Source organism: Brevundimonas sp. (assembly GCF_035999125.1).
Lineage (GTDB): Bacteria > Pseudomonadota > Alphaproteobacteria > Caulobacterales > Caulobacteraceae > Brevundimonas.
The window spans coordinates 277341-303596 of the sequence record NZ_DASYGX010000004.1 but is presented as its reverse complement, the minus strand read 5'-3'; the positions used below and the strand labels follow the sequence as shown (position 1 = coordinate 303596).

Here is a 26256-nt window from a genome sequence, read left to right as displayed (position 1 = left end):
CGGCCGTTCAGGCCGGGCGCGGGGCTTGCGTGAGGGTCTTCAGGCGTGGGGTGGAGCGGTGGACGGCGGTCGCGGAGGCGCACGGGCCGGCGGCAGGCGCAGGGACGCGCGGGCCGGCGCCGGCATGACGGTGGGGGCCACGACCGGGGCGGCGGGCGCTTCCGGCGCGGGCGGCAGGACGGCGACCGGCGGGATGACGCAGGCGGCGCAGGATGGGGCATCAGAAGTCTGCTCGACCTGGCCGGTCTCCGGATCGACGACGACGGTCTTGGGCCCTTCGACCGAGCACAGCACCAGCGGCTGGCCTGGCCGGGCCGCCGCCTGGGCCGCATAGGGGAACAGGGCGCCCCACACGACCGCGAAGGTCGCCGCCAGAATGGCGACGGCCTGCAGGCCGGTCAGGTTCCGAAAGGCGCGGGTTCCCACGGGGCGGCCATAACCCGCTCACGCCTGACCGGCAACACGCCGCGCGTCAGCGGGCGTGGAAGAACATCTCGATTCGATAGGTGTCCGCCGAGATCAGCTCGCCCTCCCATCGGATCCATTCCGCATAGCGGAGACGGAAGGTGTCCGCGACGTAGCCCGGCGTCCCGTTCAGCAATTCGCAGGTCAGGACCACGTCGCTTCCGTCGTCGCGTCCGTCACAGGATTGCAGCGACCACGAGCGGCGTTGCGTCGAGCCGTCGTCGATCCTCTCCATCGTAGAGAGCGACACATGATAGCGGCCATCCCCGTTCGGCCGAACCTCCATCACGCCGGAGATCTGCCCCAGGGCGCCGCTGTTCATGCGCGTCATGGGGGACCCGAAAAGATAGGTCCCGTTCAGCTCGGACGCGGGCTGAGCGAGCGCGGACCCGCACGCGAGGGCGGCTGCGGCGAATACGCCGGCGGGCATCAGGGTCTTCATACGTCGGCTCCGGGGCGGATTTGTACAAGGCAAGGCAGGGTGGTCACCATGGCGGAATCGCCGCCATGCGCCAGATCAGGTCCACGGCCACTTCCCGGCGGGCGGCGTCGGGATCGACGCGCTGATCGTCCGGCGCGATCCAGTCGACGTAGTAGGGCCCCTCCACGAGGGCGTTCACCAGGGTTTCGGCCGCAAGGTCTTCGCCGGGGCTCCAGGGATCGGCGTAGATGTCGATGTTGGTCGTCTCGCCACCGAACGGCGGGATGGTGGCGATCAGCGGAAGCGCGACGTCCGGCCTCAGCTCGGGCTCAAGCAGGAGCAGGGCGTCGTAGGCGCCGGGTCGTCGAAGCGCGCCGCGCAGGGCGTCCACGCCCTCCGCACCCCAGGCGATCAGCAGGGTGTCGTCAGGTTCGATCTCGGCGAACAACCACTTGGGCAGGTCGTCTGCCAGGAACTCTGCGGTCGCGGCGGCGGGGTCCGGGCGTCGTGCGGCCAGCCCGGTCACTTCGGCAGGGTCGATGGAAACTACGGTGATGCGATGGGCCGGCGTGGCGAATCCGCAAGCTTCCTGGTCCGCCCCGCAGCGATTGAGGCCGTCGGTCAGCGCCTGCGCCTCGGCGGGGTCCAGGAACATTACGACGGTGGGGCGCTCTTCGGCGGCCGTCACGTCGCCGGCTTGGGCGACGCGCAGCGTGACCTCACCGTCCAGGGACACGGCCCGGAAGGTGCGGACCTGACTTGAATCGGCGGCCTCCTGCTGGGCGTGCGCTGCGCCGCACACGGCCGTCGACAGGCTCAGCACAAGAGCGAATGCCGCGCCTCTCACGACGCGGGTCTCCGGAAGAACGGGCTGAAGGCCTCGCACTTGAGGCGGTCGTCCCTCTCGGCGAGGTCGCAATCCTCGGTGAGGCCCTTGCAGAGCCAATGGTCGGACCGGTCGACCAGATTGCAGTTCGACTGCGTCATGCCGCTGCAGAACCAGTAATCGCTCTGGTTCACCAGATTGCAATTCCGCTCCGTCAGGCCCCGACACAGCCAGTAGTCCGACCGTTCCGCCAGATTGCAATTGGACGCCTCCAGGGCCTTGCAGAGCCAGTATTGTGCGTCCTTCACGAAGTTGCAGTCGGCGGTCGCGGCGGCGAAGGTCGCAGCCTTGAGCGATGCGGCCTGCGCGATGGTGGCCGGCGCGCTGACGCCCCACAGGCCGATCAGACATCCTGCCGCCGCCGCCAAGGCCGCTTTTCGCTCGCGCATCGAACCCGACTCCGTTCTCGAGGCGACGCTTGCGCGGACCGGTTGGCGCGTCAATCCGTGGGCCCCATCCCATCAGCTTCGGTAAGGCGAGGTCAGTTTTGGAAAGGCGGCGACCCTCCTGCTTCTCTCTACGGTCCCTTGGGTCGGACAGCAGGTCCGGCGGTCGCGGACGGCTCGACTTCGCGGAAGACGCGTGGGACGGTGCCGCTTCGCAGTCAGTGGGAGTGACGGGGATGATGATGCGACGGACCTTGTTGGCGGGCGCGGCCTTCGCGCTGATCGCGGGCGCCGCGGCGGCCCAGGAAGCCCAGATCGACACCCGGCCCGGCGGGCCCGAGCGGGTCGACCTGACCATCTATCAGGGCAACGTCACCCTGGTGGAGGACATACGCGGCCTGACCATCCCCGCCGGCCGGTCGCGCCAGGAGTTCCCCGGCGTCTCCGCCTCCATCCGCCCCGAGACCGTCAGCCTGGCGGGCCGCGGGCTGGAGGTGGTGGAACAGAATTTCGACTACGACCTGCTGACCCCCGACAAGCTGATGCAGAGCGCCGTGGGCCAGGAGATCGGCCTGGTCCGGATCAACCCCGGCACGGGCCGCGAGGAGACCCAGCGCGCGACGGTGCTGGCGGCCAATGAGGGCGTGGTCCTGCGCATCGGCGGCAATGTGGAGGTGCTGCGCGACGACGGCGTGCCGACCCGCGTCATCTTCGACGAGGTGCCGGCCAACCTGCGGCCCCGCCCGACGCTCAGCGTGACGATGGATGCCGAAGGCGCCGGCCGCCGCGACGTGACCCTGACCTATCTGACCTCGGGCCTCAGCTGGACCGCCGACTACGTCATGCGCGTGGACGAGCAGGCCTCGACGCTGGACCTTCTGGGGTGGGTGACCATCTCCAACCGCTCGGGCGCCACCTTCACCGACGCGGAAACGCGCGTCGTCGCGGGCGACGTCTCGGCGGGCGGCAGCTATCGCGGCAACGGGATCGCGGCCTCGGACGACCAGTCGCTGGGCGACTATTACGTCTATCCGCTGCCCGAACGCGTGACCGTCGCCAACAACCAGAACAAGCAGGTCGGCCTGCTGGACGTGTCGGGCGTCGCCACCACCAAGCGCTATCGCTGGGAGACCTACGGCTTCTCCACCCAGCCCCAGCCGCAGGCGGTCGAGGTCGCCTACCTGTTCGCCAACGGGCCCATCAACGGCCAGAACCGGTCCCTGCCGGCCGGCACGATCCGCGTCTACATCAACGACGCGAACGGAGAGCCGCGCTTCATCGGCGAGGACTCGATCAGCCACACCCCGGCCGGTTCCGACCTGGCCATCACCACCGGCGAGGCCTTCGACGTGACGGTGCAGCCGCGCCTGGTCACGGAGGAGCGGGTGTCGACCCGCATCGTCGACTATTTCCGCACCCGCCGCTCGGTCGAATACACCCTGCGCAACGCCCGGCCCGAGCCGGTCACCATCGAGGTCCGTCAGGGTGGTCTCGGACGCGACACCGAGATCCAGGCGCAGAGCCACCCCGGCGTGCTGGAGGATTCGCGCACCGTCGTCTGGAAGGTGCAGGTGCCGGCCAACGGCGAGGTCAAGCTGACCGCCACCATCGAGACGGGCGGCTGAGATGCGCGCCGCCCTGACGGCGGCGACGGCGCTGATCAGCCTGCTGGCCGCGCCGGCGCTCGCCCAGACCGTGACGACCTCGGCCAAGGCCGACACGGCCACGGTGGTCATCTACCGCGACCAGCCGGTCGACACCGTCGAGCTGATGGAGCGCTCGCGCCAGTCGTGGAATCGGCTGGACCGCGAGGGCCTGGCCCTGATCGTCGAGACGCGCACCGTCGACGTGCCCGCCGGCGACGCCGTGATCCGCTTCGAGGGCGTCTCCACCGGCATCGTGCCCCAGAGCGTGACCATCGAGGGCCTGCCCTCGGCCGTGCTGGAGCAGAACGCCGACTTCGACCTGCTGACGCCCGGCTCGCTGCTGGACAAGTCGATCGGCGACACAGTCCAGGTGGTCCGCACCAATCCGGCGAACGGCCGGCAGGAGGTCCGCACCGCCGTGGTCCGCTCCGGCGGCGCCGGCGCTGTGCTGGAGATCGAGGGCAAGTACGAGGCCCTGTCCTGCTCGGGCATGATCGAGCGGGTCATCTTCGAGGACGTGCCGGAGGGCCTGTCCGACCAGCCGACCCTGTCGATCCGCACTCGCGCCCCGGCGGCGGGCCGCTACACGGTGACGCTCGCCTATCTGTCGACCGGCCTGCAGTGGTCGACCGACTACGTCGCCCGCCTGTCGCCCGACGGCCGGACCCTGGACCTGACCGGCTGGCTGACCCTCGCCAACTTCGGCGGCACCAGCTTCCCCGACGCGCCCGTGCAGGTCGTCGCCGGCGACCTTCAGACCACGGGCCGCAGCGTCCCCGTCGACCCCGTCGTCCGGCGCCGCAGCCCCGGCTGCTGGCCTCAGGACACGACCACCAACGGCGTGAACCCGGACACGCGGGACGACTGGTATCCGCCCGTCGCGCCGCCGCCCCCCATGGCCCCGCCGCCGCCTGCGGCCATGCGGCCGGAGTACGAGGACATCGTCGTGACCGGCAGCCGCGTTCAGAGGCTGGCCAGTCAGGCGGAGCTTGGCGACTACAAGATCTACACCCTGCCGTCCCCGACCACCGTCGCCGCGCGCCAGACCAAACAGGTGCGGTTCCTCGAGCGCACGGCCGTCCCCTATGACCGGGTGAACCGCCAGTGGGTCGGCGCCGGCTGGATGGACGCCGACGACGAGGCTGAGGAATCGACGCCCCAGGTCGTCTTCCGCCTGCGCAACACCGAGGCCGGCGGACTCGGCATCGCTTTGCCCGGCGGCAATTGGAGCCTGCGTCAGATCACGCCGGAGGGCCGCTCGGTCCTGGCAGGCGAGGCCGAGACGCAGGACCGCCCCGTCGGTCTGCCGCTGGAGCTGGAGCGCGGCGAGGCGTCCGACGTCCGGGTCCGCACCCGCGTCACCGCGGACGGCGCCCGCACGCGCGGCGCCCTGACCACGGCCTGGCGCGAGGTCGAGGTCATCGTCTCCAACCTGGGCGGCGACGCAGAGACGGTCGAACTGATCCCACAGGAGTTCAATCAGACCGGCTTTCGCCTCACGCGCCAGAGCGTCCGCAGCGCCGTCACCGAAAGCGGCTGGCCCGCCTGGACCTTGACCGTTCCCCCCGGCGAGAGCGTGACGCTGACCTATCGGTACGAGGTGACGGAGTAGTTTCCTTCCCCGCTCGCCGGGGAAGGTGGCTCGCGGAGCGAGACGGATGGGGTCGCTCGTGCTGCCTCGCTCATCTGCGGACGGTCAGCGGGCTGCGACAGCCACCCCATCCGACCGCCTTCGGCGCCCACCTTCCCCGGCGAGCGGGGAAGGCTGTCACTCCTGCGCCGCCTGCCGGGGGCTGAACTTCGGCGCGGGCGCCAGGCGCAGCACCTCGGCCTGATACCGTTCGTCGTTGCCGGCCACGAGGAAGGGCAACGCGTCGGCGCAGGCGGTCAGCAGCGCCTCCAGCCACGGCTTGTCCGCCTTGTGGAAGTCGCTCAGCACGTGGCCGTGCACCAGCTCCGGCCGTCCCGGATGCCCCACGCCCATGCGCGCCCGCCGGAAGTCGGGACCCAGCTGGCTGATCAGGCTGCGGACCCCGTTCTGGCCCGCCGCCCCGCCGCCGGTCTTCATGCGGAACCGGCCCGGCGCCAGGTCGATCTCGTCGTGGAAGACGACCACGTTCGACGGCGGGACCTTGTAGAACCGCGCCGCCTCGCCGACCGCGCGGCCGCTCTCGTTCATGTAGGTCTGGGGCTTCATCAGAAGCACCTTCACCCCTTCGACCTCGCCCTCGGCGATCACCGACTGGAACTTCGCCCGCTCGGCCCCGAACCGCCAGCGGCGCGCGATCTCGTCGGCGGCCATGAAGCCGATGTTGTGGCGGTTGCCTTCGTACTTGGCGCCTGGATTGCCCAGGCCGGCGAGGATCAGCATGTCGCGTCGTCCGCAAAAGGAAACGGCCCCGCCGTCGCCGGTGGGGCCGTCCTGATTACCAGATCGGGGCCGAAGATCAGCCTTCCGAGGCGTCCTCGTCCGACTTCTGCTCGGTGGCCGGAACCTCGTCGGCGGCGACCTCGTCGGCGGCGGCGGCCTGTTCCTCGGCGATGGCCTCTTCGATCTCGTCGGCGGCCTTGGCGGCCGACGAGGTCTTTATCGAGGCGATCACGAAGTCGCGGTCGGTGATGGTGGCTTCGACGTCAGACGGCTTCTTCACGTCCGACCAGCGGATGGTGTCGCCCAGCTTGTGGCCGGCCAGATCGACGATCAGGTCTTCCGGAATGTGGTCGGCGCGGACCAGGATCTCGACCGCGTGACGCACGATCTCCAGCGAGCCGCCCTGACGGAAGGCCTTGCACTGGTCCTCGTTGATGAAGTGCACCGGCACCTCGATCTTGATGGTCTGCTTCTCGTCGACGCGCATCAGGTCGAAGTGCAGCGGGCGATCCGACACCGGGTCGAACTGCACGTCCTTGGCGATGACCGGCTGGGTCTCCTTGCCGTACTTCAGCGTCACCAGGTGGCCCAGCAGCTTGCCGGTGTACAGGTTCTTGCGGAAGTCCTTCTCGTTCACCGAGATGGCCACGGGGGCCTTGCCGCCGCCGTACAGGATGCCCGGCACCTGGTTGGCGCGACGGGCCGCGCGGGCGCCGCCGGTGCCCGTGCCTTCGCGCACGTCGACGTTCAGAATGATCTCAGCCATCTGGCTAGCCTCAATGACGAACGCCGCGCCGACTGTCCGGCCCGCGCGGCGGGGAACTGATCCCTCGAATTCAAGAGCGCGGGCTAATACACGCACCCGTGGCCCGGCGCAACCGGCCAAGCAGCGTGGACCGAAAGCCTTACTGACGCCCGGCGTTCTGCGCCTGATCGGCTGCCGCCACGGCCCCCGCGGCGGTCGTCGGGGGCGGCGGAGCCTCTACCAGAGTGGGCGCCGGCACGATCTGCGGGCTCATCGGACCGGTGTTGGCCGAGGTGCACTGGGCGATGTCCGACACGATGTGCTGGCCCACGCAGAACATGTCCTCATAGTTCGGGCGCGCTGCGGCCAGACACTGGAACAGGTTCAGCTTCGACATGTTGAAACAGAACTCGCTGTTCGATTCGACGATCAGCGCCTCGGTGTAGGCTCGACGGTCCTCGCCGCCCGCCCCCAGCGCCGCCAGTGCGGCGATCGCCAGGCTGTGGACAACGGCGGGGGTGTAGGGCGGGCCTTGGCGCGCCGCCGACAGGTTCAGACCCGTGCCGGCATGCGCCGCGCCGAACAGCCTCTGGCTCTCGGCCGGAGAGGGCAGCATGCGCGTGGCCGACAGCGTCTTGACGCTGTCGATGCGCGCCGGGCGTCCGACGGCCGGCGTGGTGGCCCACCGACGACGCGGGTCGTTGCGGCCCTGGATCGTGTAGGCGTCTTCCTTGATGGCGTCGCCGATCGAGGCGAGGGCCACGATGTCGGCGCCCAGCGTCGTCACGATAAGGCCGGCGGCATGCTCTGCCCCCGGCAGGGTGGCGGCATAGGCCGGATCGGCGATGATGCGGTTGACGATCTCTTCGCGCTGGGCCGGATCGACCGCGTACTGTCGCACGCCTTCCACGAATTCCGGCGACTGCAGGGCCAGAACGGCGCCGTAGGCGATCATGCCGCGCGACAGCTGAGTCGGCTCATAGGCGGCGCCCTTCAGGATCGCGGCCTGGATGCCCTCGGGGCTGGAGAAGCTGCGCTCGATCGTCCCGACCTCGCGGATGAAGGTCACATAGATCGAGGCTGCGTCGGTGATGCCGCTGTTCAAGGCCAGGGCCGGGGGGGGCGGCGGCGGCGGGGGAGGCGGCGGCGGCGGGGCTTCCGGTTCCGGTTGTGCGCAGGCGGCCAGAACGGCCGAGGCGGCGACGGCCGCGAGCGACAGGTGACGACGCGAGAAGGCCCAGGCCATCGACGACTACTCCCCAGGGTCTGGAACGACGCCGCGGTTCGGTCGCGACGTCGAAGGCGCTTATAGCGCGCCGCAACCCGTTTTCCGACAGTTAATCGAACAGTTTGGAGACGGACTCCTCATTGGCGATTCGCCGGATGGCCTCGCCTATGAGGGGAGCGACCGAGACGCTGCGGATCTTGGCGCAGGCGGCCACCTCGTGCGGCTGTTCGATCGAATCCGTGATCACCAGTTCCTTCAGCGGGCCGTCGGTGATCCGCTGCACCGCCGGACCCGACAGCACGCCATGACTGATGTAGGCGGAAACTTCGGTGGCCCCGTGTTCGATCAGCGCCTTGGCCGCGTTCACCAGGGTGCCGCCGGAGTCCACGATGTCGTCGAACAGGATGCAGCGCCGCCCCTCGACGTCGCCGATGATGTTCATGACCTCGCTCTCGCCCGCCTTGGGCCGGCGCTTGTCGACGATCGCCAGGTCGCCGTTCAGCCGGCTGGCCAGCGACCGCGCGCGCACAACGCCGCCGACGTCGGGCGAGACGATCATCAGGTCGTCGGCCCCGGCGTAGCGATCCTTGATGTCCTGGGCCAGCACCGGCGTGGCGACCAGATTGTCGGTCGGAATGTCGAAGAAGCCTTGGATCTGGCCGGCGTGCAGATCCATCGTCAGCACGCGGTTCGCGCCGGCGCGCGTGATGAGATTGGCCACAAGCTTCGCCGAGATGGGCGTGCGGCCGCCAGTCTTCCGATCCTGCCGGGCATAGCCGAAATAGGGCATCACCGCCGTGATCCGCCGCGCCGACGCCCGCACCAGGGCGTCGGTCATGATCAACAGCTCCATCAGGTTGTCGTTGGCCGGATAGCTGGTGGACTGCAGGATGAAGACGTCCTCGCCGCGCACGTTCTCCTCGATGACGGCGAACACCTCATTGTCCGCGAACCGCTTCACCGTCGCCTTGGTCAGCGGCGCGTCCAAATGGGCGGCGATGGCCTGGGACAGCGACCGATTGGCGTTGCCGGACAGCAGCTTCATGACGCGTCATCCTTTCGCCGTGATCGCCCCGGCAAGAAGAACGCGGGGCTCCGGCGCGCCTCTTTGACAGTGGGCGAGGGGCGCATCAAGCCGTCCCTGCCCGATCCGATTGGCGCGCCCGGAGGTGTGGTGTAGAACCGCCGCCTCGCTCGCCGTCGGCGCGCGGGTTGGGATTCGTCGAGAGGTCGCTTCGTGTCAGTTTCCAGGTCCCGTGCGGCGGTCGCCCTGACCGCGGTCCTGATTCTCGGGCTGGGCCTGTCGGCCTGCAGCAATCGGCCTCGCACACGCCTGGCGTATGAAGAGCGTCCCGTCGAACTGCTTTACAACACCGGTTATGACCGTCTTGAGCGCAAGCGCTGGCGCGACGCGGTCGACTACTTCCAGGAGGTGGAGCGCCAGCATCCGTATTCGGAGTGGGCGCGTCACGCCATCCTGATGCAGATCTACGCCCACTATCAGGACGGCCAGTACGCGGAGGCGATTTCGTCTTCCGAACGCTTCATACAGCTGTTCCCCGGCAATCCGTCGGCGGCCTACGCCTTCTACATGCGCGCCATCTGCTACTTCGAGCAGATCGTCGACGTGGGCCGGGATCAGGCCCTGGCCGAGCAGGCCCTGGCCGGCTTGCGCGAGGTCGTCCGCCGCTTCCCCGGCACCCCTTACGCCACCGACGCCCTGGTCAAGATCGACATGGTCAACGACCAACTGGCCGGCAAGGAAATGAGCATCGGCCGCTACTACCAGCGCGCCGACCAGCCGTTGGCGGCGATGAACCGCTATCGCGTGGTCGTCGACAATCCGGACTTCCAGCGCACCTCGCACGTGGCCGAGGCGCTGTATCGCATGGTCGAGGTCAACCTGATGCTGGGCCTGACCGACGAGGCCACGCGCAACGCCTCGGTGCTGGGCCACAACTATCCGGGCAGCGCCTGGTACGCCGAGGCCTACGCCCTGCTGACCGAACGCGGCGCCCAACCGGACCAGGCGCCGGAAGGCAAGCGCGAGAACTGGCTGCAGCGCCTGATCCCGGGCTGAGCCTCGCGCCTGGCCGTGCCATTATGCGGCCATGACGAATCGCTCCCGCCCATGCTGACCGGCCTGTCCATCCGCGACGTGGTGCTGGTCGAGGCGCTGGACCTGGACGTCGGCGCGGGCCTGACCGTGCTGACGGGCGAGACGGGGGCGGGGAAGTCGATCATCCTCGACGCCCTGGGCCTGGCCATGGGCGCGCGCGCCGAGGCGGGCCTCGTGCGCGCGGGCGCCGAGCGGGCCAGCGCCGTGGCCACCTTCACCGCGCCCTTCGCCGCCGATCTGACCGCCCTGCTGGACGAAAAGGGCGTCGACGTGCCGTCGGGCGACGACCTGATCCTGCGCCGCGTACTGGGAGCCGACGGCCGCAGCCGCGCCTTCGTCAACGATCAGGCGGTGGGCGTCACCGCCCTGCGCGAGATCGGCGCCGCCCTGGTCGAGGTGCACGGCCAGCACGAAACCGTCGGCCTGCTGGACTGGCGTACCCACCGCGGCCTGCTGGACGGCTTCGGCGGCCTGGCGCGAGAGGTCGAGGCCGTGCGCGCCGCCTCCGACGCTCTGCGTGCCGCCGAAGCGCGCCTGGCCGATCTCCAGGCCGCCGCCGCCGACGCCGAGGCCCGTCGCGAGGAACTGGCCCGCGACCTCGCCGAACTGGACCAGCTGGACCCCCGCGCCGACGAGGAGGAGGCCCTGTCCGGGGAGCGCGCCGTCCTCGGCGCCGCCGAAAAAGCGCTTGAAGACCTGTCCGACGCCCGCGCGGCTCTGGGCGGCGACAAGCTCAGCCAGAAGCTCGCCTCGGCCCTGCGCGCCGTCGACCACGCCGGCCGTCGCGCCCGGCAGGCGGGGGTCGGGGAGGGGCATCCGGTCCTGCTGCGCCTCACCGCCGCGGCGGAGGCCATCGACCGCACCCTGATCGAGGCGGCCGAGGCAGTGGCCCAGGTCGACGCCGCCGCCGACGCCTTCGACTTCGAGCCCGGCCGTCTGGACAAGGCGGAAGAACGCCTGTTCGCCCTGCGCGCCGCCGCCCGCCGTCTGCGCGCCACGGTGGATCAGCTGCCGGCGCTGCGCGTGGAGTTCCGCGAGAAGCTGGCCCTGCTGGAAGGCGATGCCGACGCCCTGACCCAGGGCCGCCGCGCCGCCTCCGCCGCGCGGGAGGCGTATGACGCCGCCGCCTCCGCCCTGTCCGCCGCCCGCGCCGCCGCCGCGCGCCGACTCGAGGCCGCGGTCGCGTCGGAGCTGGTGCCGCTGAAGCTGGAGCGCGCCCAGTTCCGCGTCGTTCTGGATCCCGTCGCCGACGACCGCCGCGGCCCGAACGGGCGCGAGACGGTGCGGTTCGAGGTCGCCACCAACGCCGGCCAGCCGTTCGGCCCGCTGGATTCGGTCGCGTCCGGCGGCGAACTGGCGCGCTTCGCCTTGGCCATGAAGGCGGCGCTGGCCGCTCGCGCCGACGGCGATCAGCCGGTCATGATCTTCGACGAGGTGGACCAGGGCGTGGGCGGCGCGGTGGCCGAGGCCGTGGGCCGCCGTCTGCGCCGCCTGGCCGAGGGGGCGCAGGTGATCGTGGTCACCCACAGCCCCCAGGTCGCCGCCATGGGCCAGGCGCACTGGAAGGTCGGCAAGGCTGAGGCCGGCGGCCAGGTCCGCACCTCCGTCGCCGTGCTGGACGCCGCCCGGCGCGACGAGGAGATCGCCCGCATGTTGTCCGGGGCCGTGGTCACCGACGAAGCCCGCGCCGCCGCCCGCGCCCTTCGCGCCTGAATGCCGCATGCCAGATTTATCCAGCGTTTTCAGATATCTGTCTGCGACCGTCCGCGCCTTGACCTTCCGGGGTCGCCCCTATAGGTTCCGCGCCGAATTCAGACCCCCTTCGGCGCTCGCGTCGAAGCGCTGAGGCCACCCATGTCCACGCCCCCGGAATCGCGCGAAGAGGCGATCGCTCGTCTCAACAAAAGCGCATCCGATCTGGAGGCGCGGACGGCGCCGCCGCTCTCCCACGAGCTGGCGGGGCAGAGGGCGGCCGGCCAGGCGTGGCGGATTCTCGCCGATCTTCTCGGCGGGGTGTTCGTCGGACTGGCGCTCGGTCTGCTTCTCGACCGGTTCGCCGGAACGGAACCGTGGGGAACGATCGGCGGCGTCCTGCTGGGCTTCGCCGTCTCGGTTTGGATGGCGTGGCGGACCTCGCAACGCATCATGGCCGAGGCCAAAGCATCCGGGGAAACGCCTCAGGCGATCCCCTTCGAAGACGAAGGAGTCTGATCGACCGATGGCCGATCCGCTGCATCAGTTTCAGATCCAGAAGTACGTCGATCTTCCCGACGCCACCCTTCCGGTCGTCGGCTACGTCGATTTCGCGATCACCAACTCGCACGTCGCGATGACCATCGCCTTCTTCGCCGTGGTGCTGTTCCTCCAAGCTGTGACGTCGGGCGCCAAGGTGGTGCCGGGTCGATTCCAGGCGGCGGGCGAGACGCTGTTCGGCATGATCGACGGCATGACCGAGTCCATCATAGGTCACGACGGGAAGAAGTACTTTCCGTTCGTGTTCGCCATCTTCACCTTCATTCTGGCGATGAACATGCTCGGCATGTTCCTCAGCTTCACCGTCACCTCCCAGCTGGCGATCACCGCGACGTTCGGCGTCATCGCTTTCGCGGTCGTGGTCGTGATCGGCTTCATGAAGAACGGATTGGGCTTCTTCAAACTGTTCTGGCCGACCGGCGCGCCGCTGGTCATGCGCCCGATCGTCGGGCTGATCGAGTTCTTCTCCTTCCTGCTTCGCCCGCTGACCCTGACGCTCCGTCTGTTCGGCAACATGCTGGGCGGGCACGTGGCGCTGAAGGTCTTCGCGGGCTTCGTCGCCACCGCCGCCGTGGGCGCCGCCGGCTGGCTGGGCCTGCTGATCGCGCCGCTGGCCATGGGCATGACCATCGGCCTGACGGCTCTGGAGTTCCTCGTGGCCTTCCTTCAGGCCTTCGTCTTCGCCGTTCTGACCTGCATCTACCTGAACGATGTGGTCAACCTGGACCACGCCCACTAAAGGGCCGGTCCAGCAATCCCTTCCAACCCACCCAACTAGGACTAGAGAAACATGGAAGTAGAAGCCGCCAAGGCCATCGGGGCCGGTCTCGCGATGACGGGCATGATCGGCGCCGGCATCGGCGTCGGCAACATCTTCGGCAACTTCCTGGCGGGCGCCCTGCGCAACCCGTCGGCCGCCGCCTCGCAAGTCGGCAACCTGTTCGTCGGCGCGGCCCTGGCCGAAGCCCTGGGCATCCTGGCGTTCGTGATCGGCTTCCTGCTGTACTCGGGCGCCAACTGATCCCGTCGTCGTTTCGCGGGGGCGGCTCTGGCCGGCCCCGCGACGCGTGACCCGAGAATTCTCCCAAGGCCGACGAATGTCCGAAGAAACCGCCCACGCCGTGCCCGTCGACGCGCCCCCCGGGACCGCGATCGCCGACACGCACGCCTCGACCGAACACGCCGCCGACGCCGAGCACGCCTCGGGCGGTCTGCCGCAGTTCGAGTTCCAGCACTGGTTCGGGCAGATCGTCTATCTGATCTTTCTGTTCGTCGTCCTGTACTTCCTGATTTCCAAGGTCTTCGCCCCGCGCATGCGCCGGGTGTTCGACGAGCGCGCGGGCACCATCTCCGGCGCCGTCGAGGCCGCCCGTCGGGTTCAGGCCGAGGCCGCCGGCCAGGCCGAGGCCGCCAAGCGTGAGGTCGAGGACGCCCGCGCCCAGGCCCGCGTCACGGCCCAGGCCGCCAAGGACCGCGTCACCACAGAGGCCAAGGCCCGCGCCGACGCCGAGGAAGCCGCCGTCGCCGCGCGCATCGCCGAGGCCGAGGGCGCCATCGCCAAGACGCGCGAAGCCGCCATGGCCAACGTCTCCACCGTCGCGGCCGACGCCGCCTCGGCCATGGTCCAGCGTCTGACCGGGAAGGCACCCACCGCCGCCGAGCTCACGTCCGTTTCGGGGGGCGCCGCCTGATGGAATTCTTCAATCCTCATCTCTACGACCTGTCGAACCCGGAACTGTGGGTCGCCGTCGGCCTGTTCCTGTTCTTCGCCATCGTCGTCTTCGCCGGCGTGCCCAAGCTGATCGCCGGCGTGCTGGACGCCAAGGCCGCCAAGATCCAGGCCGAGCTCGACGAGGCCGCGCGCCTGCGCGCCGAGGCCGAGGCCCTGCTGGCCCAGATCCGTCAGGAGAAGGCCGAGGCCGAAGCCCAGGCCGCCGAGATGCTGAAGGCGGCCGAGGCCGAGGCCCGCCGCATGGAGGCCGAGACCAAGGCGAAGCTGGAAGAGTCGCTGGCACGCCGTCAGCAGCTTGCCGAACGCCGCATCGCCCAGGCCGAGGCGCAGGCCACCGCCGACGTGAAGGCCGCCGCCGTCGAACAGGCCGCCCGCGCCGCCGAATCCATCCTGGCCGCTCGTCTGGCCGCCGGCGCCCCCGACCCGGTCCTGGACCAGGCTGTGGCCCAGATCGGCGACCGCCTGAACTGACCGTCCGCTTCCTGCGGACGTGAAGAAGGCCCCGGGCGTCGCTCGGGGCCTTCTTGGTTTCGGCCGCGTCAGTGCGCCAGGTGGATGTCGTCCCGTACGTGGTGAACCCGCCAGTCGCGGCCCACCAGCCGCCCGTAGACCGCGCCCATCACCGCGCCGAACACGGCGTGCGTCAGGATCAGCCAGGCCAGACTGGGGAAGCCGGCCCTCAGGCCGAACAGGCCGATCCCGCCCTCCGGCGCGATGGTCAGCCCCATCAGCACGAAGGCGCCGATGGCGAAGGCCATGCCCTTGGCTTCCGGCGTCTCGCCCGGCATGCGCGGACAGAGGATGCCGAACAAAGGACCCAGGACCAAGGTTCCGACGGCGAAGTGGGCGGCCCAGCCGGTCCAGACCACGCTCTCGGTTCCCATGATCACGGTCAGCAATCGTGGAAAGCTGACGACCCACGGCCCGGCCCACAACTGGACCGCCTCAAGTGCGCCGACGGCCACGGCTGCCGCGAAGCCGGCGATCATTCCCTTGGTTACGCGTGACATCATGACCCTGGCGCCTCCCAACGCTCGTTTTGGTTCTGATTACGCGTCGGGAAGCATACGCCGATCTTGACGACTGCGGTTCACATCTCCGTGCTTCGCAGGTGCGAACGTGGGGCGTCAGCCGAAACGCACGCCCGTCAGTCGCTCGGCCGACTCCCACAGCGCCGCGGCGGTGACCTCGTCGCGCGCATGCGGCTTCATCCCCACCGGCCCCGCCGGCCCCTTCAGCTCCTTGCCGGTCGTCGGTCCGTAGTATCCGCCAGGCGACACGTCAGGCGCCGTCGCGGCCATCAGGATGGGGAGGGCGCCGTCCGCCGCCGAATGGCTGATCAGCGGCTCGATGAAGGGCCGGTAGACCACCGAGAACATGAACCGCGACACCGGCCGGCTTCCCAGCGGACCCGCGCCGATCAGCCCGGTCCGGGCATAGCCGGGGTGGGCCGCCACGCTGGTCACGCCCCAGCCGTTCGCCCGGCTGCGGCGGTCCAGCTCCAGCGCGAACATCAGCATGGCCAACTTGGACTGGTCATAGGCCTTCCAGTCGCCATAGCCGCGCTCCAGGTTCAGATCGTCCAAGTGGATGCGCCCGCTGCGGTGCTTGATCGACGACAGCTGCACCGTCCGCCCGCCCTTCAGCAGCGGCAGCAGCCGGGCCGTCAGGGCGAAATGGCCCAAAAAGTTGGTCGCCAGCTGCAGCTCATGCCCGTCGGCCGAGGCCTGCCGCTTCGGCAGGGCCATGATCCCGGCGTTGTTGATCAGCACGTCGATGCGCCGCCCCTCGGCCCGCCGCGCCTCGGCGAAGCGCGCCACGTCGGCCTGGCTGGACAGGTCCAGCCGTTCGAACCGCACCTGGGCGCCGGGCGTCATGCGCCGGATCTCCTGCACCGCACGCTCGCCCTTTTTCGCGTCCCGCGCGGCGATCAGAACCTCGGCGCCCTTGGTGGCCAGCACCTTGGCCGTCTCGAACCCGGTCCCGCCGTTGCCGCCGGTGACGATCACGAACCTGCCGGTCTGGTCCGGCACGTCGGCGGGGGAATAGCGCATGGGGATTTCCTGATCGGGCGAAACGGGGCAGCTTCTTCAGCTGGGTGACAATATCTGCACCCAATGCAAAAATGCAAGCCGTGCAAATCGAAGACGACCTTTCTCACCGGGACCAGAAGCGCGCCCGCACCCATGCCCGCATCCAGCAGGAGGGACTGCGCCTGTTTCTGGAACGCGGCTTCGACGCGGTGACGCTGGACGACGTCGCCGCCGCCGCCGACGTCTCGCGCCGCACCCTGTTCCACTATTTCCCGTCGAAGGAGGCCATCGCCCTAGGTTTCAAGGCGGACCTCGGCCCCCGCATCGCCGCCGCCGTCGCCCGCCGCCCGGACGGCGAGGGTCTGCTGGAAATGTGCGAACACGCCCTGACCGACATGGCCGGCGACTATCAGTCGGCTCAGGCCAAGGCCCTGGCCAAACTGGTCCACGACACCCCAGCCCTGCGCGGCGGCGACCACGCCAAATACGAGGAGATGGAACGGATGCTGGCCGACGCCCTGGCGCGTCGTGGGGGCCTTTCCGTCGACCCCGAGCAGGCGCACGTCGTCGCCGTCGCCGCGATCGGCGTCCTGCGGCAGGCGACCGAAGCGTGGCTGGCCTCGGGCGAACCCGAGGGCCCGGAGGTTCACGGGAAACGGCTGTTCACCGCCCTCCGTCGCGCGGCGGGCGGCTGACGTCTCACTCCGCCGCCAGGTTCGACCCTTCCGGCGCGGTCCAGCGCAGCTTGGGCGCGCGGGCGGCGCGGGTTTCGTCCAGGCGCTTCATCGGCGCGTGGAAGGGGGCGCCCTTGAACCGGTCCACGTCGCCGGCCTTGGCCGCCGTCGCCAGCGCACGCATCGCCTCGATGAAGCGGTCCAGCTCGGCCTTCGACTCCGTCTCGGTGGGCTCGATCAGCATCGCCCCGTGCACGACCAGCGGGAAATACATGGTCATCGGGTGGAAGCCCTCGTCGATCATCGCCTTGGCGAAGTCGAGCGTGGTCACGTCCGTGCCCTTCAGCCATTCGTCGTCGAACAGCGCCTCGTGCATGCACGGCCCGTCGGGGAAGGCCGCGCTCATCAGGTCCGACAAGCGGGCCTTGATGTAGTTGGCGTTCAACACCGCGTCCTCGGCGACCTGACGCAGGCCGTCCGAGCCGTGGCTCATCATGTAGCTGAGCGCCCGCACATACATGCCCATCTGGCCCTGGAAGGCGCACAGGCGGCCGAAGGCCTGGGCCGCCTCGTCCTCCTCGCGCTCGATAAGCCTGAAGCCGCCCTCGTCGGCCACAACCCACGGGGCCGGGGCGAACGGCGCGAGCGCCTCCGACAGCACCACCGGACCCGCGCCCGGGCCGCCGCCGCCGTGCGGCGTGGAGAAGGTCTTGTGCAGGTTGATGTGCATGGCGTCGACGCCCAGATCGCCCGGGCGCACCCGGCCGACGATGGCGTTGAAGTTGGCGCCGTCGCAGTAGAAATAGGCCCCCGCCTCGTGCGTCAGGCGGCTGATCTCCAGGATGTCGCGCTCGAACAGGCCGCAGGTGTTCGGATTGGTCACCATGATGGCGGCCACGTCGTCGCCCAGCTTGGACGCCAGGTCCGCCACGTCCACGCGGCCGTCGTCCGTCTGCGCCACCTCGACCACCGTGTAGCCGACGAAGGCCGCCGTCGCCGGATTGGTCCCGTGGGCCGAGGTCGGCACCAGAACCTTGCGGCGCTTCTCATGCTGTCCGCTGGCCTCGTGCGCCGCGCGGATGGCCATCAGGCCGCACAGCTCGCCGTGGGCCCCGGCCTTGGGCGACAGGGCGACGGCCGGCATTCCCGTCAGCGTCTTCAGCCAGTGCGCCAGCTGATCCATCAGCTCCAGCGCGCCCTGTACCGTCGATTGCGGCTGCAGCGGGTGGATGTCCGAGAAGCCCGGCAGACGCGCCATCTTCTCGTTCAGGCGCGGGTTGTGCTTCATCGTGCACGAGCCCAGCGGATAGATGGCCAGGTCGATGGCGTGGTTCTTCTGGCTCAGCCGCACATAGTGGCGCATGGCCTCCGGCTCGCTCAGCCCTGGCAGGCCGATGGGATCCTTGCGGACCAGATCGCCCAGATCGGACGCGTCGCCCCTGGGCTCCGGCAGATCGACCCCGGTCTTGCCCCAGCCGTCGCCCTCGAAGATCAGGGCCTCGTTCTGCAGCAGGCCGCGCCCGCCGGTCAGGGTGGCGGGCTTGGTCAGGACGGCGTTCGGCGTGGTCGGGCGACCGACGGTGTTCATGGTGCTCATTTACAGAACCTCCGCCAGGGCGGCTTTCAGGGCCGCGACGTCCGCGTCCGTGGTGATCTCGGTGGCGGCGACCAGCAGGACGTCGGCCATGCCGGCCTCGGGGGCCAGGCGGCTGTAGGGCACGCCCGCCAGGATGCGCTTTTCCGCCAGCCGCTCCACCACCTCGGCGGCGGGCTTGGGCAGCCGCACCGCGAACTCGTTGAAGAAGCGCGGGGTCAGCACCTCCACGCCCGGGATCGCGGCCAAGGCGTCGCGCGTCTTCACCGCCGCCTCGTGGTTCAGCAGGGCCAGCTTCCGCAGTCCCGTCTCGCCCAGCAGGCTCATGTGGATGGTGAAGGCCAGGGTGCACAGGCCCGAGTTGGTGCAGATGTTCGAGGTCGCCTTGTCGCGGCGGATGTGCTGCTCGCGCGTCGACAGGGTGAGCACGAAGCCGCGCTCGCCGTCCGCGTCCACCGTCTCGCCGGTCAGGCGGCCCGGCATCTGCCGGATCAGCTTTTCGCGGCAGGCGAACAGGCCGACGTAGGGGCCGCCGAAGTTCAAGGCGTTGCCGATCGACTGGCCCTCGGCGGCGACGATGTCGGCGCCCATCTCGCCGGGCGACTTGAGCAGGCCCATCGACACGGCTTCGGTCACCACCACGATCAGCAGGGCGCCCGCCGCGTGCGCGGCCTCGGCGATCTTCGTCACGTCGGTCGTCGTGCCGAACACGTTCGGCGTCTGCACGACCACGCAGGCCGTGTCCGGCCCGATCTGGGCGATCACGTCGGCCTCTGCGTCAACGGCGGCGGGCAGGACCTGGGTCTCGACGCCCACGGCGTGCACCACGGTCTCGGTCGCGGCGACGTAGTGCGGATGCACCCCGCCCGAGATGACCGCCTTGTTCCGCCGCGTGACCCGCGTGGCCATCAGCACGCCCTCGGCCATGGCGGTCGAGCCGTCATAGAGGCTGGCGTTGGCCACCGGCATGCCGGTCAGGTTCGCGACCTGGGTCTGGAACTCGTACAGGTACTGCAGCGTGCCCTGCGCGATTTCCGGCTGATAGGGCGTGTAGCTGGTCAGGAACTCGGACCGCTGGATCACGTGGTCCACCGTCGCCGGCACGTGGTGCTTGTAGGCCCCGGCCCCGCAGAAGAAGGGCACGGTCCCGGCCGTGGCGTTCTTGCCCGCCAGCGCCCCCAGCGCCCGCTCAACCTCCAGCTCGCCCGCCACGCGCGGCAGATCCACCGGCCCATCCAGCCGCGCCTTTTCGGGAACGTGCACGAACAGGTCGTCGATCGATTTGGCCCCGATGGCGGCGAGCATCGCGGTACGGTCGTCGGGCGTCAGGGGGAGGTAGCGCATTCTTTTATCCGCTCATCCCCGCGAAGGCGGGGATCCAGTGCTTTGGGCGATGACTTTCGCCGGGGAGGACGAACCGCTCGTCCCAGTCACGCCATTTCATGACGGAACTGGATCCCCGCCTTCGCGGGGGTGAGCGGGAATGATCAGAGCGTGGTCAGGTACTGGTCGTACGCCGCACGATCCATCAGGGCGTCGAGCTGCGCGCCGTCCGAGACCTTGATCTTGGCGAACCAGCCGTCGCCTTCCGGGTCGGCGTTGACGGTTTCGGGATTGGTGCCCAGGGCCGCGTTGCCCTCGACCACTTCGCCGTCGACGGGGGCATAGACGTCGGACGCCGCCTTGACGCTCTCGACCACGGCGAAGCCGTCGCCCTTGGTCACGGCCTTGCCGGCGTCAGGGACTTCCACGAACACCACGTCGCCCAGCTGGTCGGCGGCGTGCTTGGTGATGCCGACGACGGCGACGTCGCCTTCGAGGCGCACCCACTCGTGATCCTTGGTGAACTTCATGGCCGATCCTCAGGCTTTGGGTTTGCGGTGATAGCGTTGGGCGACGAAGGGCAGGGCGACGACCTCGGCCGCGGCGGGCTTGCCCCGCACCACGACCTTCAGCTCGGTCCCCAGCTCCGCGAACTGCGGCGGCACATAGCCCATGGCGACGTTCTTGCCGAGGGTGGGCGACGGCCCGCCCGAGGTGACCTTGCCGATCAGGTTCCCGTCCGCGTCGGCGATCTCCGCCCCCTCGCGCGCCGGGGCGCCCTCCTTGACGATCAGGGCCACGCGCACCCGCTCCGTCCCGTCCGCCAGCTGGCGGTTGATCACGTCCGCGCCGGCGAAGTCCGCCCGCTCCTTGCGCGACTTCGACAGGGCGAAGGTCAGCCCCGCCTCCACCGGCGTCGTCTCCGCGTCGATGTCGTGCCCATGCAGCGGCAGACCGGCCTCCAGCCGAAGCGAATCCCGCGCGCCCAGGCCGATCGGCTTCACCCGCGCGTCTTCCAGCAGCAGGTCCCAGATCCGGTCCGCGTCCGCCGCCGGCACCGAGATCTCGTATCCGTCCTCGCCGGTGTAGCCCGAGCGCGAGACGTAGCAGTCGACGCTGAAGATCATCAGCCGCGCCGAGTCCATGAAGCCCATTTCGGCCAGCACCGGCTCATGCTTCGCCATCACTTCGGCGGCTTCCGGCCCCTGGATCGCCAGCAGCGCCCGGTCGTCCAGCACCGTCAGCTTCGCGTCGCCCGCCAGATTGGCCTTCAGATGCGCGAAGTCCGCGTCCTTGTTGCCGGCGTTCACGACCACATACAGGCCGTCGTGATCCGGCTTGCCCGCCATCAGGTCGTCCAGGATCCCGCCCCGGTCGTTCAGCAACAGCGAATACTTCTGCTTGCCCGCCTTCAGCGCCTGATAGTCGCCGGGAACGAACCGTTCGAACTGGGCGATGGCGTCGGCGCCCGTGATCTTGGCCTGGCCCATATGCGACACGTCGAACAGGCCGGCGTGCTCGCGCGTCCAGCGATGCTCGGCCAGCACCCCTTCATACTGCACCGGCATGTCATAGCCGCCGAAGCCGACCATGCGCGCGCCGCGCCGGCGGTGGTTGGCGTTCAGCGGCGTGGTCTTCAGGGTCTCGTCGGTCATCGGCGTCGGGTCTCCGGCCCGGGCGATCCGCCCGCTGGAGCCCCCGCTGTCCTGAAGCCTGAGAGATTCCGGCGCCGATAGGATGGCGCCTTGCTCCGTCGGCGAACCCGGCCGGGTTCTTTCCAGCGTCCGTGCGCTTCGCGGTCCTTTTGCCTGAGCGTTTCCGGGGCGGTTGCGCCTTCGGCGTCGGGACTGAAACGGCGCCCCGATCTCTCCCGCGAGAGCGCCGCCCAAAGGCCCGGACTCGGGTGCGAAGTCAAGCGTGGCCTATTCCCAGAATTCCTCCAGGTCGGGGATGCGGTTGAAGGCGATCTTGGCCCCGACATAGTCCCCGATCCTGGCGCGCGGGCCGATGCTGACGGTGTCCTTGCCGTATTTCCGGTTCAGGGCGTCCAGCGCCTGCGACAGCTTCAGGGACGGCGCCTGGCCGCCCTGGTCGGGCCCGGGTTCGAACAAATCGATCTCGAAGGCGTCGCGTGGCCTCAGCCCCTGGATTCCCACCCCGACGTAGCGGATGTGGCCGGCGCGCAGTTCGGGCTCGATCCGACGCCACAGGGCATCGACGGCCTTCAGCAGCACGAAGGTGTCCGACGTCGCCGAAACCGATCGATGCAGGCCGGAGCTTTCCCAGCCCGAAGGCCCCTCGGCGCCGTTCATGTCGACGAACAGGCTGACGCCGGATCCCGTCAGCCCCAGACGCCGCAGCCGCGCCCCGCACTTGACCACCAGACGCCGCGCCACCGCCCGCGCGCCTTCCGGGGTGCGCATCTCCTTGGCCAGGACATGGCTGTGGCTGATGGTCGCGCGGGGCTTCTCGGGGGGCTCGGCGCTGTCCAGCCCATGCAGACCGCGCTGGATGCGCTCGCCCTCGATGCCGTTCCAGATGGCCCGCGCCCGTTTGGCGTCCAGGGCCCAGAACCCCGCCACGTCCACGATCCCCGCCGCGGCCAGCCGCTTGACCATGCGTGGGCCCACCCCCGGAAATTTCGACAGCGGCAGGTTCAACAGCGGCCCCGGCAGCGCGTCGGCGCGCAGCACGGTCAACCCCTCGGGCTTCTTCATCCCGCAGGCGGTCTTGGCCAGGAATCGGCTGGGGGCCAGGCCGATCGACGACCGCAGGCACTCCCCGACTTCCTCCTTGATTCCGGCCTGGATGCGTCGCGCCAGGGCCACCGCTTCGCTTTCCACGCGTTGACGGCCGGTCAGGCGACAGGACGCCTCGTCGATCGAGCCCACCTTCCAGACGGGAACATGGCGGTCGATCTCCGTCATGATGAGATGGTGAATCTTGACGTAAAGGTCGGGTCGCGCCTCGGCGACGATCAAGCCAGGGCACAGTCGGCGCGCGTCGGCGACCCGGGTTCCTGTCTTGATGCCGAAATTCTTGGCTTCATAGCTGGCGGCGATGGCGCAGGTGTGCTCGCTGGACGCCGGACGTACGATCACGGGCCGTCCGCGCCATTTGGGGTTCATTTGCTGCTCGACGCTGGCGAAATAGCTGTTCAGGTCGATGAACAGCCATCTCAGGCCGGCGGGGTCGGCGTCTGTGTCCATGAATGGAACATAACAAGAACATCAACCGATGAGAACCCGCCTCTCCAGGGTCCGCACTGTCGCCGCGCCCGCAGGTGGTCTAGCCAAGCGAGAAGGAGAAGCGCCATGTCCGAAGCCAAGGAAGTCTACCCGGTCGACCCCGCCTTCGCGGCCGATGCCCGTATGGACCGCGCGGCCTACGACGCCGCCTGCGCCGCCGTCGCCGCCGACCCGCAGGCCTTTTGGGCCGAGAAGGCGATGCGCCTGGACTGGATCAAGGCTCCAACCCGGATCAAGGACGTTTCCTTCGCCAAGGAAGACTTTCGCATCCGCTGGTTCGAGGACGGCGTGCTGAACGCCTGCTTCAACTGCGTCGACCGCCACCTGCCGGCCCGCGCCGACCAGCGCGCCATCATCTGGGAGGGCGACGACCCCGCCCAATCCGGCTGGCTGACCTATGCCGAGCTGCACCGCGAGGTGTGCCGCATGGCCAATGTTCTGAAGTCGCTGCGCGTGACCAAGGGCGACCGCGTCACGATCTACCTGCCGATGATCCCCGCCGCCGCCGTGGCCATGCTGGCCTGCGCCCGCATCGGCGCGGTCCACTCCGTCGTCTTCGGCGGCTTCTCGCCCGACAGCCTGGCCGGCCGCATCGAGGATTGCGGCTCGAAGGTCGTCATCACCGCCGACGAGGGGCTGCGCGGGGGCAAGAGGGTGCCGCTGAAGGCCAACGTCGACGCGGCGCTGGAAAAGGTCGCGGTCGAGAAGGTTCTGCTCATCTCCCACACCAACGCCGACGTGCCGATCGTGGACGGTCGCGACGTCCGCTACGGCGAGGCCAAGCACGGCGTCTCCGACGACTGCCCGTGCGAGCCCATGTCGGCCGAGGATCCGCTGTTCATCCTCTACACCTCGGGCTCGACCGGAAAGCCCAAGGGCGTGCTGCATACCACCGGCGGCTACCTGTTCTGGGCCTCCTGGACGCACGAGATCGTCTTCGATCACCGGCCGGGCGAGGTCTACTGGTGCACCGCCGACGTCGGCTGGGTCACCGGCCACAGCTACGGCGTCTACGGCCCGCTGGCCAACGGCGCGACCACGCTCATGTTCGAGGGCGTGCCCAACTGGCCCGACCACGGCCGCTTCTGGCAGGTGGTGGACAAGCATCAGGTCGCGACCTTCTACACCGCCCCCACCGCGCTGCGGGCCCTGATGCGCGAGGGCGACGGTCCCGTGAACGCCACCAGCCGCGCTTCCCTGCGCCTGCTCGGCACGGTCGGCGAACCCATCAACCCCGAGGCGTGGCGCTGGTACCATCAGGTGGTGGGGCAGGGGCACCTGCCCATCGTCGACACCTGGTGGCAGACCGAGACCGGCGGCATCCTGATCTCGCCCCTGCCGGGCGCGACCGATCTGAAACCCGGCTCCGCCACCCTGCCGCTGCCCGGCGTCCAGCCCATTCTGGTGGACGCCGAGGGCACGGAGCTGCACGGCGCCGTCAGCGGAAACCTGTGCCTCGCCGACAGCTGGCCGGGCCAGATGCGCACCGTCTATGGCGACCCCCAGCGCTTCTTCGACACCTATTTCTCGACCTATCCCGGCCGCTACTTCACCGGCGACGGCGCGCGGCGCGACGAGGACGGCTACTTCTGGATAACCGGCCGCGTGGACGACGTCATCAATGTGTCGGGCCACCGCATGGGCACCGCCGAGGTCGAGAGCGCGCTCGTGCTCCACGACGACGTGGCCGAGGCTGCGGTCGTCGGCTTCCCCCACGACGTGAAGGGCCAGGGCATCTGGGCCTACGTCACGCTGAACGCCGGCGTCGAACCGACCGACGCGCTGAAGGCCGAACTGGTCGCCCACGTCCGCAAGATCATAGGCCCCATTGCCGCCCCCGACGCCCTGCAATGGGCTCCCGGGCTGCCCAAGACCCGCTCGGGCAAGATCATGCGCCGCATCCTGCGCAAGATCGCCGAGGGCGAAACCGGCGCCCTGGGCGACACCTCCACCCTGGCCGACCCGGCGGTGGTCGACGACCTGATCGAGGGGGCGAGGACGGCGCGGCGCTAGGCTCGCACGAAGGCCAGCAGGGGGCGGAGGTCGTGGGCATCCGCCGCCCGCAGCGCCGCCACATAGTCGTCGCGCATCGCCGAGGTCGTGGTCAGGGCCGTGCCGCCCCAAGTGAACGGCACCCCTTCAAGGGCAACCAACAGAAGATCGCTGGCGAGACGTGCGTGTCGACCGTTGCCGTTCGGAAACGGATGAATGCGGGTCAAGGCATGATGAAATCGGGCCGCGATCTCGTCCGTCGGATAGGACTGATGCTGAATCCAATACCGGACATCGTCGACCAGAGCGTAGAGGGCGGGCTCGATCAGGTGCCGATCCAGGCCGATGCGGCGATCGACCTCCTGGCTGAAGGTGCCGGCCCAGGCCCAGACTTTTCCGAACATCCGCTTGTGCAGTCGGCGCAGGAAGATGACGTCCAGCACGTCTCGCTCGCGCTGAAACGCCCAACGATCGGCGTCGCTGATGTTGGCCTGCTCGGCGTCGTTGAGTTCGGTGCGAGTGGTAATGTAGGTCGGCAGCAGGCCGGCGCGCTCTTCGGCGGACAAGGGCGTGTTCGCTTCGCCGTGGGCGTCGAACAGGTCCGTCACCGGTCGTCCCAGAGCCTGCGCGGGTCGCCGCGCATGAACTCGTCGATGAGGCGACGACGTTCGACGGCGAGATCCCCGGGCGGCAGAGCCTGATTTTCAAGGCCCATGGTCTTGTTCACCCTGGCAAGGTGGGCGTCGACCGCATGCTCCGCACGTTCCCGCACAGCTTCTTCCAGGGACGATTTCGGCACTAGCAGGTACACCAGAGTGCAATCCAGCGCTTCGGCCGCCTGCCGAAGCGATTTCAACGACAGCGTGGCTTGGACTTCGCCCTTCTCGAGAGCGCTCACGGCTTGTCGGGACACCCCCAGTCGGTTGGCGAGCTGTTGAGCCGTCATGCCCAATCCGTCTCGTATGGCGCGAATCCAGCCGTATCGAGGCATGCCTATCTCGCGCAGCCTATCTGTCCCGGCCAACTTCTTGTCGAGTTGACTGCGCGCGCGCGGGTCGAGTGCGGATCGATGAACCATTCGGTTTGGTAATCTATGGATTGCCTAAAGTCAAGATTTAAGCAAATCACAACTTGCCAAAG

Annotated in this window: 28 protein-coding genes and 2 riboswitches; of the genes, 11 read left to right on the top strand and 17 right to left on the bottom strand. The window is 69.2% G+C overall.

Translation table 11 applies throughout. The features are described 5' to 3' along the window. Positions 1 to 39: 39 nt before the first annotated feature. Genes VGN45_RS03190 through VGN45_RS03175 form a run of 4 tightly spaced genes read right to left on the bottom strand, consistent with a single transcriptional unit; the run spans position 40 to position 2161 of the window. Positions 40 to 426: a DUF2946 family protein gene (locus tag VGN45_RS03190; protein ID WP_327459222.1), complete on the bottom strand. Its 387-nt coding sequence runs from the start codon at positions 424 to 426 to the stop codon at positions 40 to 42. Positions 427 to 472: 46 nt separating this feature from the next. Then, positions 473 to 907 (bottom strand): hypothetical protein, encoded by a 435-nt coding sequence (locus tag VGN45_RS03185; RefSeq protein ID WP_327459220.1) that lies wholly within the window; start codon positions 905 to 907, stop codon positions 473 to 475. Positions 908 to 950: 43 nt separating this feature from the next. Continuing rightward, entirely contained in the window at positions 951 to 1733 is a 783-nt protein-coding gene (locus tag VGN45_RS03180; RefSeq protein ID WP_327459218.1) for a hypothetical protein, read from the bottom strand. After that, positions 1730 to 2161, bottom strand: coding sequence for a hypothetical protein (locus tag VGN45_RS03175; RefSeq protein WP_327459216.1), 432 nt, complete (start codon positions 2159 to 2161; stop codon positions 1730 to 1732). The genes VGN45_RS03180 and VGN45_RS03175 overlap by 4 nt, the downstream gene beginning before the upstream one ends. Positions 2162 to 2394: 233 nt before the next feature. On the opposite strand from VGN45_RS03175, the gene VGN45_RS03170 reads away from it, so the two are divergent. Beyond that, a complete protein-coding gene (locus VGN45_RS03170) occupies positions 2395 to 3783 on the top strand; it encodes a DUF4139 domain-containing protein (RefSeq protein WP_327459214.1) in 1389 nt (462 codons plus the stop codon). Position 3784: 1 nt separating this feature from the next. Continuing rightward, entirely contained in the window at positions 3785 to 5416 is a 1632-nt protein-coding gene (locus tag VGN45_RS03165) for a hypothetical protein (protein WP_327459212.1), read from the top strand. A gap of 156 nt (positions 5417 to 5572) precedes the next feature. Here VGN45_RS03165 and pth read toward each other — a convergent pair whose 3' ends face one another. The 4 genes from pth to VGN45_RS03145 form a co-directional block, all read right to left on the bottom strand. Next, positions 5573 to 6175, bottom strand: coding sequence for an aminoacyl-tRNA hydrolase (gene pth, locus VGN45_RS03160; RefSeq protein ID WP_327459209.1), 603 nt, complete (start codon positions 6173 to 6175; stop codon positions 5573 to 5575). Positions 6176 to 6251: 76 nt separating this feature from the next. After that, complete coding sequence (locus tag VGN45_RS03155) at positions 6252 to 6941, bottom strand: 50S ribosomal protein L25/general stress protein Ctc (RefSeq protein ID WP_414643382.1); 690 nt, start codon at positions 6939 to 6941, stop codon at positions 6252 to 6254. Positions 6942 to 7080: 139 nt separating this feature from the next. Then, complete coding sequence (locus tag VGN45_RS03150; RefSeq protein WP_327459207.1) at positions 7081 to 8166, bottom strand: hypothetical protein; 1086 nt, start codon at positions 8164 to 8166, stop codon at positions 7081 to 7083. Between the two features lie 91 nt (positions 8167 to 8257). After that, complete coding sequence (locus VGN45_RS03145) at positions 8258 to 9193, bottom strand: ribose-phosphate pyrophosphokinase (RefSeq protein WP_327459204.1); 936 nt, start codon at positions 9191 to 9193, stop codon at positions 8258 to 8260. Positions 9194 to 9385: 192 nt separating this feature from the next. On the opposite strand from VGN45_RS03145, the gene VGN45_RS03140 reads away from it, so the two are divergent. From VGN45_RS03140 to VGN45_RS03110, 7 genes are all read left to right on the top strand, one after another. After that, positions 9386 to 10228, top strand: coding sequence for an outer membrane protein assembly factor BamD (locus VGN45_RS03140; RefSeq protein ID WP_327459202.1), 843 nt, complete (start codon positions 9386 to 9388; stop codon positions 10226 to 10228). Between the two features lie 51 nt (positions 10229 to 10279). Then, complete coding sequence (gene recN, locus VGN45_RS03135) at positions 10280 to 11980, top strand: DNA repair protein RecN (protein ID WP_327459200.1); 1701 nt, start codon at positions 10280 to 10282, stop codon at positions 11978 to 11980. Positions 11981 to 12121: 141 nt separating this feature from the next. Beyond that, positions 12122 to 12478 (top strand): AtpZ/AtpI family protein, encoded by a 357-nt coding sequence (locus VGN45_RS03130; RefSeq protein ID WP_327459198.1) that lies wholly within the window; start codon positions 12122 to 12124, stop codon positions 12476 to 12478. A 7-nt stretch (positions 12479 to 12485) separates the two neighbouring features. Further along, the gene (locus VGN45_RS03125) at positions 12486 to 13259 is read left to right on the top strand and encodes a F0F1 ATP synthase subunit A (protein WP_327459196.1); all 774 of its coding nucleotides are present in this window, start codon (positions 12486 to 12488) and stop codon (positions 13257 to 13259) included. Between the two features lie 51 nt (positions 13260 to 13310). Next, positions 13311 to 13541 carry a F0F1 ATP synthase subunit C gene (locus VGN45_RS03120; protein ID WP_125256645.1) on the top strand — a complete coding sequence of 77 codons (231 nt, stop codon included), beginning with the start codon at positions 13311 to 13313 and terminating at the stop codon, positions 13539 to 13541. Between the two features lie 76 nt (positions 13542 to 13617). Then, entirely contained in the window at positions 13618 to 14211 is a 594-nt protein-coding gene (locus VGN45_RS03115) for a hypothetical protein (protein WP_327459193.1), read from the top strand. Then, positions 14211 to 14723 (top strand): F0F1 ATP synthase subunit B, encoded by a 513-nt coding sequence (locus tag VGN45_RS03110; RefSeq protein WP_327459191.1) that lies wholly within the window; start codon positions 14211 to 14213, stop codon positions 14721 to 14723. The genes VGN45_RS03115 and VGN45_RS03110 overlap by 1 nt, the downstream gene beginning before the upstream one ends. Positions 14724 to 14791: 68 nt before the next feature. On the opposite strand, the gene VGN45_RS03105 is transcribed toward VGN45_RS03110, so the two are convergent. Both VGN45_RS03105 and VGN45_RS03100 read right to left on the bottom strand, forming a co-directional pair. Further along, positions 14792 to 15265 (bottom strand): DUF6789 family protein, encoded by a 474-nt coding sequence (locus VGN45_RS03105; protein ID WP_327459189.1) that lies wholly within the window; start codon positions 15263 to 15265, stop codon positions 14792 to 14794. 114 nt (positions 15266 to 15379) lie between these two features. Beyond that, on the bottom strand, positions 15380 to 16306 hold the full coding sequence (locus VGN45_RS03100; protein WP_327459187.1) for an SDR family oxidoreductase: 927 nt from the start codon (positions 16304 to 16306) through the stop codon (positions 15380 to 15382). 80 nt (positions 16307 to 16386) lie between these two features. On the opposite strand from VGN45_RS03100, the gene VGN45_RS03095 reads away from it, so the two are divergent. Next, a complete protein-coding gene (locus VGN45_RS03095) occupies positions 16387 to 16980 on the top strand; it encodes a TetR family transcriptional regulator (RefSeq protein ID WP_414643381.1) in 594 nt (197 codons plus the stop codon). 4 nt (positions 16981 to 16984) lie between these two features. Here the strand turns inward: VGN45_RS03095 and gcvPB are convergent, their stop codons facing one another. The 5 genes from gcvPB to VGN45_RS03070 all read right to left on the bottom strand — a co-directional run bounded on the left by gcvPB (position 16985) and on the right by VGN45_RS03070 (position 23085). Then, positions 16985 to 18556 (bottom strand): aminomethyl-transferring glycine dehydrogenase subunit GcvPB, encoded by a 1572-nt coding sequence (gene gcvPB / locus VGN45_RS03090; RefSeq protein WP_414643380.1) that lies wholly within the window; start codon positions 18554 to 18556, stop codon positions 16985 to 16987. Beyond that, positions 18557 to 19897, bottom strand: a complete 1341-nt coding sequence (gcvPA, locus tag VGN45_RS03085; RefSeq protein ID WP_327459183.1) for an aminomethyl-transferring glycine dehydrogenase subunit GcvPA — start codon at positions 19895 to 19897, stop codon at positions 18557 to 18559. It lies immediately after the preceding gene. Between the two features lie 143 nt (positions 19898 to 20040). Next, a complete protein-coding gene (gcvH, locus tag VGN45_RS03080) occupies positions 20041 to 20406 on the bottom strand; it encodes a glycine cleavage system protein GcvH (RefSeq protein WP_327459181.1) in 366 nt (121 codons plus the stop codon). 9 nt (positions 20407 to 20415) lie between these two features. After that, a complete protein-coding gene (gcvT, locus tag VGN45_RS03075; RefSeq protein ID WP_327459179.1) occupies positions 20416 to 21531 on the bottom strand; it encodes a glycine cleavage system aminomethyltransferase GcvT in 1116 nt (371 codons plus the stop codon). 44 nt (positions 21532 to 21575) lie between these two features. After that, positions 21576 to 21659, bottom strand: a riboswitch (glycine riboswitch). Between the two features lie 3 nt (positions 21660 to 21662). After that, a riboswitch (glycine riboswitch) is annotated at positions 21663 to 21759 on the bottom strand. Between the two features lie 39 nt (positions 21760 to 21798). Continuing rightward, on the bottom strand, positions 21799 to 23085 hold the full coding sequence (locus tag VGN45_RS03070; protein ID WP_327459177.1) for a type VI secretion protein ImpB: 1287 nt from the start codon (positions 23083 to 23085) through the stop codon (positions 21799 to 21801). A 105-nt stretch (positions 23086 to 23190) separates the two neighbouring features. On the opposite strand from VGN45_RS03070, the gene acs reads away from it, so the two are divergent. Continuing rightward, positions 23191 to 25137 (top strand): acetate--CoA ligase, encoded by a 1947-nt coding sequence (gene acs, locus VGN45_RS03065; protein ID WP_327459175.1) that lies wholly within the window; start codon positions 23191 to 23193, stop codon positions 25135 to 25137. Here acs and VGN45_RS03060 read toward each other — a convergent pair. Next, positions 25134 to 25724: a mobile mystery protein B gene (locus VGN45_RS03060; RefSeq protein ID WP_327459173.1), complete on the bottom strand. Its 591-nt coding sequence runs from the start codon at positions 25722 to 25724 to the stop codon at positions 25134 to 25136. The genes acs and VGN45_RS03060 overlap by 4 nt on opposite strands. Further along, positions 25721 to 26194 carry a mobile mystery protein A gene (locus VGN45_RS03055; RefSeq protein ID WP_327459171.1) on the bottom strand — a complete coding sequence of 158 codons (474 nt, stop codon included), beginning with the start codon at positions 26192 to 26194 and terminating at the stop codon, positions 25721 to 25723. Before VGN45_RS03055 ends, VGN45_RS03060 begins: the two co-directional genes overlap by 4 nt. Positions 26195 to 26256 lie beyond the last annotated feature (62 nt).

Coding starts and splice junctions, on each gene's coding strand:
- VGN45_RS03100 (WP_327459187.1), bottom strand. CDS start 16,306: ATGCGCTATTCCCCCGCCGACGTGCCGGACCAGACCGGCAGGTTCGTG.
- recN (WP_327459200.1), top strand. CDS start 10,280: ATGCTGACCGGCCTGTCCATCCGCGACGTGGTGCTGGTCGAGGCGCTG.
- gcvT (WP_327459179.1), bottom strand. CDS start 21,531: ATGACCGACGAGACCCTGAAGACCACGCCGCTGAACGCCAACCACCGC.
- VGN45_RS03070 (WP_327459177.1), bottom strand. CDS start 23,085: ATGGACACAGACGCCGACCCCGCCGGCCTGAGATGGCTGTTCATCGAC.
- VGN45_RS03125 (WP_327459196.1), top strand. CDS start 12,486: ATGGCCGATCCGCTGCATCAGTTTCAGATCCAGAAGTACGTCGATCTT.
- VGN45_RS03165 (WP_327459212.1), top strand. CDS start 3,785: ATGCGCGCCGCCCTGACGGCGGCGACGGCGCTGATCAGCCTGCTGGCC.
- gcvPB (WP_414643380.1), bottom strand. CDS start 18,556: ATGAGCACCATGAACACCGTCGGTCGCCCGACCACGCCGAACGCCGTC.
- VGN45_RS03175 (WP_327459216.1), bottom strand. CDS start 2,161: ATGCGCGAGCGAAAAGCGGCCTTGGCGGCGGCGGCAGGATGTCTGATC.
- VGN45_RS03145 (WP_327459204.1), bottom strand. CDS start 9,193: ATGAAGCTGCTGTCCGGCAACGCCAATCGGTCGCTGTCCCAGGCCATC.
- VGN45_RS03105 (WP_327459189.1), bottom strand. CDS start 15,265: ATGATGTCACGCGTAACCAAGGGAATGATCGCCGGCTTCGCGGCAGCC.
- VGN45_RS03055 (WP_327459171.1), bottom strand. CDS start 26,194: ATGGTTCATCGATCCGCACTCGACCCGCGCGCGCGCAGTCAACTCGAC.
- VGN45_RS03150 (WP_327459207.1), bottom strand. CDS start 8,166: ATGGCCTGGGCCTTCTCGCGTCGTCACCTGTCGCTCGCGGCCGTCGCC.
- VGN45_RS03130 (WP_327459198.1), top strand. CDS start 12,122: ATGTCCACGCCCCCGGAATCGCGCGAAGAGGCGATCGCTCGTCTCAAC.
- VGN45_RS03115 (WP_327459193.1), top strand. CDS start 13,618: ATGTCCGAAGAAACCGCCCACGCCGTGCCCGTCGACGCGCCCCCCGGG.
- VGN45_RS03155 (WP_414643382.1), bottom strand. CDS start 6,941: ATGGCTGAGATCATTCTGAACGTCGACGTGCGCGAAGGCACGGGCACC.
- acs (WP_327459175.1), top strand. CDS start 23,191: ATGTCCGAAGCCAAGGAAGTCTACCCGGTCGACCCCGCCTTCGCGGCC.
- VGN45_RS03185 (WP_327459220.1), bottom strand. CDS start 907: ATGAAGACCCTGATGCCCGCCGGCGTATTCGCCGCAGCCGCCCTCGCG.
- gcvH (WP_327459181.1), bottom strand. CDS start 20,406: ATGAAGTTCACCAAGGATCACGAGTGGGTGCGCCTCGAAGGCGACGTC.
- gcvPA (WP_327459183.1), bottom strand. CDS start 19,897: ATGCGCTACCTCCCCCTGACGCCCGACGACCGTACCGCGATGCTCGCC.
- VGN45_RS03120 (WP_125256645.1), top strand. CDS start 13,311: ATGGAAGTAGAAGCCGCCAAGGCCATCGGGGCCGGTCTCGCGATGACG.
- VGN45_RS03170 (WP_327459214.1), top strand. CDS start 2,395: ATGATGATGCGACGGACCTTGTTGGCGGGCGCGGCCTTCGCGCTGATC.
- VGN45_RS03110 (WP_327459191.1), top strand. CDS start 14,211: ATGGAATTCTTCAATCCTCATCTCTACGACCTGTCGAACCCGGAACTG.
- pth (WP_327459209.1), bottom strand. CDS start 6,175: ATGCTGATCCTCGCCGGCCTGGGCAATCCAGGCGCCAAGTACGAAGGC.